Raw genomic sequence first — 12,178 nt, forward strand, 5'->3', positions numbered from 1 at the left:
CCCTTTACCCATCAGCAGATCACGGACGGGGACTCCGTTGGCAGGCTCGCCACGTCGATCATCTCGGAAAAGAGCACAGAGAGTCGTTCGATACATGGCAGGAAGCCCTCGACCGGCTCGGCGAGCTGACCTCCGAGGCTGCGTCCATGACGAGAGGGAACCAACTGGCACACAGTACGCGAGTAGCCTACTTCGGCGCGCAGATGATCGACCGAAAGCGGAAGAAGAAAAAGAGAGCGAATACGATCAATACGTACGAGAGTCACCTCCGCAATCACATCCTGCCGTTCGTGGGCAATCGCATACCGACATCGCTACGGCGTCGCGACTCCATGGCCTTCGTGGATCATCTGCTAGAAAAACCCAACCTCAGATCCCCTCGCACAATTGTCCAGATTTTTAAGACCTGGCGCATTCTCATCCACTACATGATGGACGAAGACATTCCGCTGCCTGCAAACATCGTGTCCCGCATCGAGCTTCCCGAGATCAGCGACGGCAGTGGGGACGCCCTCACCCCGGAGCAGGTGGCCGCAGCAGCCTTTGCCATGCGGACGATCGAGCCGCGCTACGAAGTCCTGGTGTGGCTCGGCGCGTGCGCAGGACTGCGTGCTGGCGAGGCTCTGGGCCTGACGCGAACACGCGTCGGCTGGCAAGAGGATCTCCTGTACGTTCAAGAGCAGCGTCAGCGCGGCAAAGCCGCACCACTGAAGACGAAGGCCAGCTACGCGACTCTGCCCGTGGATCAATTCCTGATCGAACGGCTGGCTACCCATGCGGCTCACTTCAGCGAGCCGGAACCCGTCACCCAAGCCACCGCGCGCAAGCGTCGGGCTCGCCGACACGTCGGCCCAATTGACGAAGACCTCATCGTGACGAACCGATACGGAAGGCCAGTTCAGAGCAGTGATTTCAACGAAAAGTGGCGACGGGTTGTCGCCCTGGCCGGCCTACCCGAAGGCACCCGTTTCCACGATCTCAAGGTGTTTTACACCACCACACTCGGCGGACCAGGCCAGCATGATCCGAAGACCGTCCAAGCGCTCTCGCGGCACGCCCGCTTCACTGAAACATGGGACACCTATGCGCGCCCCCCGAGGGCGGCAGAAGGCCTGCGCGTGACCGCGTTCGGCGATGCATTCCGTTCAATGCAGCAGAGCAGCAGTTGATTGCAGCGCGGTCGCCATCGTGCCGGACCGAAACCCAGATCTCACGCTCCTGAAGCGCACCCCCTTCTCCACCCAACTTCGATGACATCGCCGAGTGCATCCGTGAGAAGCGTCAGGCGCGGCTGCGAGACGTGCAGCGCACTTCCATCAGTCCCTCCCCCCTACATCACGACGGCGCCGGTCGCCGCGCTTCACGTCACGCGCATGCCCTCGCGGTCTTCGAGGGCGCTGATGGCGGTCGCGGTGAGGCTGTGGGTGATGTGGCCTCGCATCAGCTGGGCGGCTTCGGCGGCGCGGCCGTCCACGATGAGGGAGACGAGTCGGTGGTGCTCCTGAAGGTCCCGGGTGCGGGGTTCGTCACCGGGCGGGAGTTCGAGGCCGAGGCGCCGGTAGCGGTCGGACTTGTCCCACAGGTCGTCCAGGAGACGGATGAGGACGTCGTTGTGCGAGGCCCGGTACAGCGCCTGGTGGAAGGCGCGGTGGGCCGTGAGTGCCTCTTCCCCCCATTGGCGGGTGACGGGGAGGAGTTTGTCGACGGCGGCCTGCATGGTGGCGATGTCGTCGTCGGTCCGTCGCTGGGCGGCGAGTTCGGCGGCGGTCGGGTCCAGGGACAGGCGGACCTCGAACAACTGACGGGCCTCGTTCGAGTTCATGACGGAGACCCGGACGTCGCGGTGGGTTTCGACGGTGACCAGTCCCTCGCTGCTGAGGCGGCGGATGGCCTCGCGCAGGGGCGTGATGCTCATGTTGAGGGACTCGGCGAGGTCGTACTGGGCGATCCGTGACCCGGCAGGGAGAGTGCCGGAGAGGATCCGATCGCGGAGTTCCGCGTAGGCGAGGTCGCTTTTGCTGAAGAACAGGTTCTGTCCTGCCATGGCCCCCTGACCGTCCCTTTCCGGAGGTTCCCCACCCCTTGACATCCCGCATCGGACCAGCTCACTCTAACAGGCGTTGCATCTTATAAGATATTAGAGAGGTTTTGCAGTGAAGATCATCAACGTCTACGAGGGCGTCGTTCCGATCAGCTCCTCGATCCGCAACGCCTGGATCGACTTCAGCTCCATGGACTGTTCGATCGTGGCGATCGAGAGCGACGTCATCCGGGACGGCAGGCCCGTGGTGGGCTACGGCTTCAACTCCAACGGCCGCTACAGCGCCGGAGAGATCCTGCGCCGCCGGGTCCTGCCCCGCCTCCTCGAGGCCGAGCCCGGCAGCCTGCTCGACGGGCAGGGCGGCCTGGACCACGCCAAGGCGTGGGACGTGATGATGAACAACGAGAAGCCCGGCGGGCACGGCGAGCGCTCGGTCGCGGTCGGTGTGGTGGACATGGCCCTGTTCGACCTGGCCTCCAAGATCGAGGGCAAGCCGCTGTACCGGTATCTGTCCGAGCGCTACGGCGACGGGCAGCCCGACGACTCCGTCTTCGTCTACGCCGCCGGCGGCTACTACGCCCCGGGCAAGACCCTCACCGACCTTCAGGACGAGATGCGCGGCTTCCTCGACCTGGGCTACGACGTCGTCAAGATGAAGATCGGCGGCGCCGGCCTGGCGGAGGACCTGCGCCGTATCGAGGCCGTCATCGACGTGCTGGACGGCGACGGATCCCGGCTGGCCGTCGACGTCAACGGTCGCTTCGACCTCAACACGGCCCTGGAGTACGGGCGGGCCATCGAGCCCTACGGGCTGTTCTGGTACGAGGAGATCGGCGACCCGCTCGACTACCACCTCAACGCCACCGTCGCCGAGCACTACACCGGCTCCATCGCCACGGGCGAGAACCTCTTCTCCCTCCAGGACGCCCGCAACCTGATCCGGTACGGCGGCCTGCGTCCCGACCGCGACACCATCCAGGTCGACCCCGCGCTCTCCTACGGTCTGGTGGAGTACCTGCGCATCCAGGACATGCTCCGTCAGCACGGCTGGTCATCGAGGCGCTGCATCCCGCACGGCGGGCACCAGTTCTCCCTGCACATCGCAGCCGCCCTCAAGCTCGGCGGCAACGAGTCCTACCCGGGCGAGTTCCAGCCCACCGGCGGCTTCGCCGACGACGCCGTCGTCGAGAAGAGCCGCGTCGGCCTGACCGACACCCCCGGCATCGGCTTCGAGAGCAAGGCCGCCTTCTACAAGGTGCTGCGCGCCCTGCACAGCTGACCGCCACCCCACCGCAGACGCGCCCGCCACCGGGCGGGCGCCGTCGGCCGGCGCCGTCGGATACGGGCGCCACACACGAGATCGGGGGCGCGCGAGCCGCGTCGCGTCCCCCGCACCCCCCACGGGACAGGGCTACACACGATCGTCGTGCAAGGGAGCACCAACGATGACAAGCACCACCGCCGCCGGCCGCCCGCAGCGGTCACGGCTGAGCCGTCTCATACGTGAGCTGTGGTTCCAGGTCGTACTGGCCGCCGTCCTCGGCATCGCCGTCGGCATCCTCGCGCCCGGGCTGGGTGAGGACCTGAAGCCGCTCAACGACTGGTTCATCGCGTTGGTCAAGATGATCGTGATCCCGGTCGTCTTCTGCGTGGTCACCACCGGCATCGCCTCCATGGACAACCTGCGCAAGGCCGGCCGGATCGGTGTGAAGGCGATCGGCTACTTCCTGGTGCTGTCCCTGGCGTCCATGCTGATCGGGCTGGTCGTCGCCAACATCTTCCAGCCCGGCTCCGGCCTGCACGTCGACCCTTCGTCACTGAACGCCGACGACGTGCCCAAGACCGCCACCGAGCACGCCACCTTCACCGGCTTCGTCTCCTCCCTCATCCCCGCCTCCCTGCTGGGCGCGATCACCGGGGATGCGATCCTGTCCGCGCTGATGGTCTCGATCGTCTTCGGTGTGGCCCTGAACATGGCCGGCGAAGAAGGGGCACCGCTGACCCGCGGCATCAAGGCGCTGTCGGACGTCGTCTTCCGCATCGTGGGCTGGGTGATGCGGCTCGCGCCCTTGGGCACCTTCGGCGCCCTGGCCACCGTGGTCGCCACCTACGGCGCCGAGAGCCTCAAACAGCTCGGCTACCTCATCATCCTGTTCACCGCGACCTGCATCATCTACGTCCTGGTCATCCTCGGCGCCATCATGCGGGCCTGCCGCCTGAGCCTGTTCGGCCTCATGCGCTTCCTCAAGGCCGAACTGCTCGTAGCCCTCAGCACCTGTTCCAGCGAGGCCGTCCTGCCCCAGCTGGTCCGCAAACTGGAGATCCTCGGCATCGGCCGCCCCGTGGTCGGCATCGTCATCCCCTCCGGGTTCTCCTTCAACCTGGACGGCTCCGCGGTCTACCTCACGATGGCCTCCCTCTTCCTGGCCCAGGCCATGGGCATCGACCTGTCCTGGCAGCAGCAGCTGATCATGGTCGGCGTCATGATGCTCACCAGCAAGGGCACCGCCGGTATCGCGGGCGGCGCCTTCATCGTCCTCGCCAGCACCGTCACCGCGGTCGGCCACATCCCGCTCGCCGCCCTCTCCCTGATCGTCGGCATCGACCGCATCCTCAACGAGGGCCGCGTCTTCATCAACGTCCTCGGCAACGCCGTCGCCACCATCGTGATCGGCAAGTGGGAGAACGACTTCGACACCGAACAAGCCCGCAAGGCCCTTCAATCCCGCACCACCACACCGCCGCAGACCGAGTCGGACACCACCAAGGTCGGCGCCGACAAGTAGCCGTGCCCATCGCGTGCGGTCACCCCTCGACGGCGTATACGTCACCCACCGGCGACATCCCCCAGGCCGCCGCACACCAGGACAGATGAGGAGCCTTCCCGTGAGCACGCCCAACGTCACCTACTCGATGACCATCCGGCTCAAAGTCCCGCGGCAGGCAACGCGGTCTTTCAGCTGACAGCCACGCCGGAGGCGCTGGGCGGTTCAGTCACCGCCCTCGACGTCGTCTCAGTCGACGCCGACCGTCTCGAACGGTCCTTCCCTGAGCTTCTCGACGAAGTGCCCGGCCCCGGTACTTCGTCGGCCGGACGGCCACCCGGGACGTCGTCTCCGGGGCTCCGGCCGGAGCCGGCGGCCACCTGGCCCGTACCCGTTCGGAAGCCGCCCCTCGACCGCGGCGGCATTGAGGAGCCGGCGCGAGGCGCCCCCCACCGACATGCCTCGCGGGCCTTGAGGTCCTCCCCGAGTTCCCGTCGCCGGGCGATCTGTCCGCAAGGTCGGGCACGGAGCCCGCGCAGGTGAATCGCAGGAGGTCGACCCCCCCTCCGGTAATTGACAGGGTACGAACGTACCTCTTAACGTACCCGCATCCCGGGCAACGCCATCAGCTCAACGAGGAGCACCGATGCAGCACCTGTACGACATAGATGTCCAGGTTCCGATGCGTGACGGCACGGCCCTGGCTGCCAACGTGTGGCATCCGGCCGAGGGACAGGCTCCGGCGCTGCTCGTGCGCCTGCCGTACGGCAAGGACGCGATGGGCTTCGGCCAGTCAGCCATCCCCGACCTCCTGACCTTGGTGGAGGCCGGCTACGCGCTGGTGGTGCAGGACTGCCGGGGCACCCACCGCTCGGAAGGCGAGTTCGTTCCCCACATGGCCGACCGGGCCGACGGCGAGGACACCGTCGCCTGGATCGCCGACCAGCCGTGGTCGGACGGCACGGTGGGCATGTACGGGCCGTCCTACCTCGGGATGGTGCAGTGGGAAACCGCCGTGACCGGCGCCCCCGCGCTCAAGGCGATCGCGCCGACCTTCACCTCGATCGACAACTACGAGTCGCCCTGGTACTCTGCGGGCGGTGCACTCTCACTGAGCCTGGTCACGTGGTGGAACGCCATCATGTACGCGGCCGACGCGCAGCGTTCTCTGGCAGCCGACGAGGACACCCTGTCCCAGCTGCAGCAGCTCGGTCAGGCGGCCCTGTTCCCCGAGCCTCTCAACGACGTGCTGCCGACGGCCGAGGTTCCGGTCCTGGCGGCGTACGGCAAGTGGTGGGACGACTGGATGGCCCACCCCTCCCACGATGGGTACTGGGACGCCATGGAGCTCACGCCCGAGCTCAAGAACGTCACGGCCCCGGCACTGAACATCGGCGGATGGTACGACCTCTACATCGGGCAGACCGTCCGCACCTACACGACCGCCCGCCGACAGGCGGGCAGTGCGCAGGCGCGTGAGGGGCAGCGGCTGATTATCGGTCCGTGGGATCACATGGCCGCGAGTGGCGTCTATCCAGACCGCTCCTTCGGCCCGTTGGCCAGTGCGCAGATGTTGGGCCTGACCGGTCTGCATGTGAAGTTCTTCGACCGCTGGCTGCGCGGCGACACTGCTGCTCTGGACGACGTGGCGCCGGTGAAGATCTTCGTGATGGGCATCGACCAGTGGCGCGACGAGCAGGAGTGGCCGCTGCCCGACACGAGGTGGACCGACTTCCACCTGACGAGCAGCGGACACGCCAACACAGCAGACGGCGATGGCGTGTTGACGACCGACCCGCCGGCCGGCACCGGGCACGACACCTATCTCTACGACCCGCGCCGCCCGGTTCCCACGGCCGGCGGGGCGTCCATGCCGACGACGTTCGGATTCTGCGGTCCGGTCGACCAGCGGACGGTCGCCGGGCGCGAGGATGTCCTGTGCTTCGCCACGCCCGTGCTCGAGGAGGCTGTCGAGGTGACCGGTCCGGTCAGCCTGACCCTGTTCGTCTCCTCGTCGGCGGTGGACACCGACTTCACCGCCAAGCTCGTCGACGTCTTCCCCGACGGCAAAGCGATCAACCTGTGCGACGGGATCCTGCGCGCCCGCTATCGAGGCGGCCTCGCTGTGGAAGAGCTGATGGAGCCCGGCACGGTCTACGAGATCACCGTCGACATGACGGCCACCTCGAACGTGTTCCTTCCCGGTCACCGCATCCGCGTGGATGTCTCCAGCAGCAACTTCCCCCGCTACGACCGCAACACCAACACCGGCGGCGTCATCGCTCGGGAGAGCGAGGAGCAGATGATTCCCGCGGTCAACCACATCCATCACGGTCCGAACCACCCCAGCCGTCTGGTCCTGCCGATCATCGACCGGAAGGACCAGCGGTGAGCGCCGCCGACCGGGTCGCCGAACTGACCGCGACATTCACGGCTCCTTCCGTCGACGTGGCCTGGCTGTTGTGCGACCAGCATCCCGCCGACCGCGTCGCGTTCACCGTGGTCGACGGCGCCGGTGCCCCTTCCACGCTCTCCTTCGCGGAGCTCGCCGCGGACTCCCACCGCTGTGCGCGGGCGCTGCAGGGGCTTGGCGTCGGTCCGGGTGACAGGGTGGCGACCCTGATGGGCAAGAGCACCGACCTGGTCACCGTCATCCTCGCGATCTGGCGGCTCGGTGCGGTCTATGTCCCGCTGTTCACCGCGTTCGCGCCCCAGGCCATCGCCCTGCGCCTGGAAGGCTCGGGTGCGCACGTGGTGGTCGTCGACCCGGACCAGCGCCACAAGCTCGACCCGGGCCCCGACATGCCGGACGACCCTCAGCGCCGCGTCGTCGTCACCAAAACCGCCGCCTTCCGCGGTGACGCCTTGCTGGCCGACCTCGTCGCGGCCGCGTCGCCGGAGCCGGTGCCCGTCGTCACCACGAGCGGGGACGGACCGCTGGTGCACATGTTCACCTCCGGCACCACCGGCAAGCCCAAGGGGGTCATCCACCCCGTCTCCTACATCGCCGGATGGCAGGTCTACCTGGAGTACGGCCTGGGTGTCACCCGGGACAGCAGTTACTGGTGCGCCGCCGACCCCGGCTGGGCCTACGGGCTGTACTCCGCCATCGTCGCTCCGATGGCCGCCGGCATTCCCAGCCTGCTGCTGGCCGGCGGGTTCTCCCCAGAGACGACCTGGCGCACCCTCGTCGACCACCAGGTCACCGACTTCGCCGCCGCCCCGACCGTGTACCGGGGACTGCGCTCCTCGCCGGTGCCGGTGCCGCAGGGGCTGCGCCTGGAACGGGCGTCCAGCGCGGGCGAGCCACTGACACCCGAGGTCAACGAGTGGGCCGGCTCCGCGCTCGGCCTGGCCGTGCACGATCACTTCGGCCAGACCGAGGTCGGGATGCCCTTGGCCAACCACCACCATCCCGAACTCGCCCGCCCCCTCAAGACCGGATCGATGGGTCGGCCGCTGCCCGGCTGGAGCCTCACTGTCCTGGCCGACGAGAAGGACGAGCCCGCCGAACCAGGCGTGCTCGGCCGGGTCGCGATCGATGTCGCCGGTAGCCCGCTGATGACATTCCGCGGCTACCAGATCCCACGGCAGAGCGACGCCAAGTTCACCGCCGACGGCCGCTGGTACCTCACGGGCGACGCCGGGCGCATCGACGCAGACGGTGACTTCTTCTTCTCCTCCCGCGACGACGACGTCATCATCATGGCCGGCTACCGGATCGGGCCGTTCGAGATCGAGAGCGTCCTCGCCCAGCACCCCGCTGTCGCCGAGTGCAGCGTCATCGGCGCACCCGACGACGTCCGCGGCGAGGTCATCGAGGCATACGTCGTCCTCCGCGACGCCAACGACGCCTCGCCGCAACTGGCCACCGAACTCCAACTGCTGGTCAAAACCCGCTACGCCGCCCACGCCTACCCGCGCACGATCCACTTCATCGACGCCCTGCCCAAGACGCCCAGCGGCAAGACCCAGCGCTACCAGCTGCGCAACCGCCGCCGCACCGAACTTTCCAGCCGAGAGGCACAGTGACCGACACAGACCCCCTCATCGTCGAGCAACGCGGCACCGTCAGGTGGCTGCGGCTCAACCGCCCGGAGCGGCGCAACGCCCTCAACACCGCTCTCATCGAGGCCCTGGACAAGCAGATCACCAGCGCCGAGGCGGATCCCGGCACAGCGGTCATCGCCGTGGCGGGCAACGGGCCGAGCTTCTGTGCCGGAGGGGACTTCCACCAGTTCCTCCAGCTGCACGAACGGGGCGACAACCCGGTCGGCTTCCTGACCGACGTGTCGGCCTGCTTCAGCCGTATCGCGGCCAGCTCGAAACCATGGGTCGCCGTGCTGCACGGTCACGCCGTCGCCGGGGGCCTCGAACTCGCGCTGGCCTGCGATGTCGTCGTCGCCGCCGACACCACGCTCATCGGTGACGGCCACCTCAACCGGCGGCTGGTACCGGCCGGCGGTTCCAGCGTCCGGCTGCCCGGTGCGGTCGGACGCGGACTGTCGCGCTGGCTCCTGCTCACCGGCGAACTGCTGCCCGCGACCTCTTTCGCGAACACCGGGTGGATCCACGCGATCGTGCCCGAGGCCGACCTCGACGCCACCGCCACCCGCGTCTGCCACCAGTTGGCCGACCGCCACAGCCCAGCCCAGCAACGGCTCAAGACGCTGCTGCACCGGATCGACGGCCTCGCCCCCGAGCACGCACTGCGCGAGGAACTGGCCACCTTCGCCGACAACTGGCAGGCCAGCTCCGTGGCCGACGCCCTGCGGGCCTTCCTCGCTCCCCACACGACGAAAGCAGACAACAAGTGAATCGCTACCAGGGACGGGTCGTCGCCATCACCGGCGCCGCACAAGGTCTCGGCCTCGCCATGGCGACCCGCTTCGCCGCCGAGGGCGCCACCGTCGCCCTGGCCGACGTCAACGAACAGGCGCTCACCGAGGCCGCCGAGACCATCACCGACGCCCACCACGCGAACCTTCGCACCGACGTGGTGGACGTGACCGACTCCGCCCAGGTCAACGCCTGGATCACCGGCGTAACCGCCGATCTCGGCCGCCTCGACGTGCTGGTCAACAACGCCGGCATCATCCGTGACAACCGCGTCGAGGACATCACCGACGACGACTGGCACGCGGTCATCGGCGTCAGCCTCACCGGCGGCTTCCACTGCGCCCGCGCCGCGTTCGGCCCCATGAAACGCCAGGGTTACGGACGTATCGTCAGCTTCTCGTCCATGTCATGGCGCGGGAACTTCGGTCAGACCAACTACGTGGCCGCCAAGGCCGGCATCGTCGGCATGACCCGCACTCTCGCACTCGAGGGCGCCCGCCACGGCATCACCGCCAACGCCATCGCTCCCGGCCTCATCGAGACACCGATGCTCGCCTCGATGAACGGCCCGGCGCGAGACAAGCTCACGAGCAAGGTCCCGATGCGCCACACCGGCAGGCCCGAGGACATCGCCGAAGCCGCGGCCTTCCTCGCCAGCGAAGCCGCCGGCTACATCACCGGCATCGTCCTCGACGTTGACGGCGGCATCTCCATCGGATCCTCGATCCGGTAACGGCCAACCCGGAGCTGGAGGCTCAAGAGGGCTCAACGCCGGTACGTTAGATGGTACGCCAGTACCCGTTTGCTAAGGTCAGTCTTCCTGCCCGGTCGGCCATCCGCCGCTCCAGGCGGAGATGCTCATGGGAGACTGCTGCGGTGACGGCCCAAACTGACTCGCGTGACCGACGCCCGCGCCGAACGGCGCGCAGGCGGGTCGTCGACACAGGCCGGCGGGACGAACTGCTGCGCCAGGCCGAGGCGATCATCCTGACCGAAGGCTTCACCGCGGTGACCATGGATGAACTCGCCCAGCGACTGGAGTGCTCGAAGGCGACGCTGTACAGCCTCGCCTCCACGAAGGAACAGTTGGTCCTGGCGGTCACCCGCGCCTTCTTCCGGGATGCGACAGCCGAGATCGAACAGGCCGTCCAGGCCGAGCCCGACCCCAGGCAGCGCATCCGCGTCTACCTCACCGGCGTCGGCACAGCCATGCGCCGGCATTCCCACGCCTTCTACGACGACATGGTCGGCTACGAGCCGACGGCGCAGATCTACCGCAAGAACTCCGCCGCCGCGGCGCACCGGGTCCACGAACTGATCGAGGATGGCGTGCAGTCCGGCGTTTTCCGCGCGCTCAACGGCCATTTCGCCGCCCAGGTCGTAGCGGTCACCATCGACGCGGTCCAGTCGGGGATCCTCCTGGAGAGGACCGGCCTGACCGCTGGCGACGCCTTCTCCGAGCTCGGTGACCTCCTGTTGGACGGGCTCAGCTCGGAGCAGGGCACATCCGAGTCTCCTTCCACAGCGGTGCGCTCGCCCAAGGACCCGGTCCAGGCGCCGAGGTAAGGCCCGGGCAAAGGGCGCACCTCGCGAATCGTCTCTGACCAGGCACCACCCCCATATCCAGAACGCGCATCGCCGGCACGTTGCGCTGTCACGTCGCGGACGGCCCGGCATGCGGCGGTCGACCGTGGAGGGACTCTTCACCGACGCCGACCAGGAACGGCCTGGCGGATGTGCGTCTGTGCGGGTTGTCCGACGGGCTTCGGCCCCAGAGCGGCTGGACCGTTCAGTTCCCTGATTCAGGAGGGAAAGCCCGCGTGGGCGCGTCCAGGGCCGGCCTTGGATGTCGCGACGCCGAGCGACACCGGATCCGCTGGGTGGGACCTCTCCGCCAGGCAGAGACCGCCGATCCATGGATAAACCTTCCCCTCCCGCTCCTGCGCGGGCGCTTCTACGGTCGAGGCCGCAGGCGCTCACCCGCCCGCCGCAACGAAGGAGCGAGCCCCCTATGGAGAAGACATCGACGACCACGAGGCCGCCGACTGGCCTTGTCGAGACGGCCTTCACCGTCAACGGCGAGGAGGTGTGCCTCGCTCTGGATCCTCGTGAGTCTCTGCTTGACGTGCTGCGCGAGCGTCTCGTGCTGACCGGAACCAAGAAGGGGTGCGATCAGGGGCAGTGCGGCGCTTGCACGGTGCACATCGACGGCCGTCGCGTCGTCTCCTGTCTGACTCCGGCGGTCCAGGTCGCGGGACGGGACGTGATGACCATCGAGGGCGTCGCGGCTCCCGACGGCACGCTGCACCCGTTGCAGCAGGCGTTCGTCGACTGCGACGCCCTGCAGTGCGGCTACTGCACACCTGGGCAGGTGATGTCCGGCCTGGCTTGCCTGGCCGAAGGCCACACCGGGACCGACGGCGACATCCGTGAGTACATGAGTGGCAACCTGTGCCGGTGCGGCGCGTATGTCGGGATCACCGCCGCCATCCGCCGGGTGGCCGACCAGGCCCAGCAGAGCGAGGTGTAGACG

Annotated in this window: 10 protein-coding genes; 9 read left to right on the forward strand and 1 reads right to left on the reverse strand. The window is 67.9% G+C overall.

The features are described from left to right. The first annotated feature begins 146 nt into the window (after positions 1-146). Positions 147-1,169 carry a tyrosine-type recombinase/integrase gene (locus PV734_RS21540; protein WP_319291011.1) on the forward strand — a complete coding sequence of 341 codons (1,023 nt, stop codon included), beginning with the start codon at positions 147-149 and terminating at the stop codon, positions 1,167-1,169. A 191-nt stretch (positions 1,170-1,360) separates the two neighbouring features. Here the strand turns inward: PV734_RS21540 and PV734_RS21545 are convergent, their stop codons facing one another. Then, positions 1,361-2,044, reverse strand: coding sequence for a GntR family transcriptional regulator (locus tag PV734_RS21545; protein WP_319291014.1), 684 nt, complete (start codon positions 2,042-2,044; stop codon positions 1,361-1,363). A gap of 109 nt (positions 2,045-2,153) precedes the next feature. On the opposite strand from PV734_RS21545, the gene PV734_RS21550 reads away from it, so the two are divergent. From PV734_RS21550 to PV734_RS21585, 8 genes are all read left to right on the forward strand, one after another. Next, on the forward strand, positions 2,154-3,320 hold the full coding sequence (locus PV734_RS21550; protein ID WP_319291017.1) for a mandelate racemase/muconate lactonizing enzyme family protein: 1,167 nt from the start codon (positions 2,154-2,156) through the stop codon (positions 3,318-3,320). Positions 3,321-3,486: 166 nt separating this feature from the next. After that, the gene (locus PV734_RS21555) at positions 3,487-4,827 is read left to right on the forward strand and encodes a cation:dicarboxylate symporter family transporter (RefSeq protein WP_319291019.1); all 1,341 of its coding nucleotides are present in this window, start codon (positions 3,487-3,489) and stop codon (positions 4,825-4,827) included. A gap of 625 nt (positions 4,828-5,452) precedes the next feature. After that, positions 5,453-7,198 carry a CocE/NonD family hydrolase gene (locus PV734_RS21560; RefSeq protein ID WP_319291022.1) on the forward strand — a complete coding sequence of 582 codons (1,746 nt, stop codon included), beginning with the start codon at positions 5,453-5,455 and terminating at the stop codon, positions 7,196-7,198. Further along, positions 7,195-8,838 (forward strand): AMP-binding protein, encoded by a 1,644-nt coding sequence (locus PV734_RS21565; protein ID WP_319291023.1) that lies wholly within the window; start codon positions 7,195-7,197, stop codon positions 8,836-8,838. The genes PV734_RS21560 and PV734_RS21565 overlap by 4 nt, the downstream gene beginning before the upstream one ends. Then, positions 8,835-9,623 (forward strand): enoyl-CoA hydratase/isomerase family protein, encoded by a 789-nt coding sequence (locus tag PV734_RS21570; RefSeq protein ID WP_319291025.1) that lies wholly within the window; start codon positions 8,835-8,837, stop codon positions 9,621-9,623. Before PV734_RS21565 ends, PV734_RS21570 begins: the two co-directional genes overlap by 4 nt. Further along, entirely contained in the window at positions 9,620-10,378 is a 759-nt protein-coding gene (locus PV734_RS21575) for an SDR family NAD(P)-dependent oxidoreductase (protein ID WP_319291028.1), read from the forward strand. Before PV734_RS21570 ends, PV734_RS21575 begins: the two co-directional genes overlap by 4 nt. A gap of 143 nt (positions 10,379-10,521) precedes the next feature. Then, entirely contained in the window at positions 10,522-11,211 is a 690-nt protein-coding gene (locus PV734_RS21580; RefSeq protein WP_319291031.1) for a TetR/AcrR family transcriptional regulator, read from the forward strand. A gap of 445 nt (positions 11,212-11,656) precedes the next feature. Continuing rightward, positions 11,657-12,175, forward strand: coding sequence for a (2Fe-2S)-binding protein (locus PV734_RS21585; protein WP_319291033.1), 519 nt, complete (start codon positions 11,657-11,659; stop codon positions 12,173-12,175). Positions 12,176-12,178 lie beyond the last annotated feature (3 nt).

This window comes from Streptomyces sp. AK08-02, from assembly GCF_033795085.1.
Taxonomy (GTDB): domain Bacteria; phylum Actinomycetota; class Actinomycetes; order Streptomycetales; family Streptomycetaceae; genus Streptomyces; species Streptomyces echiniscabiei.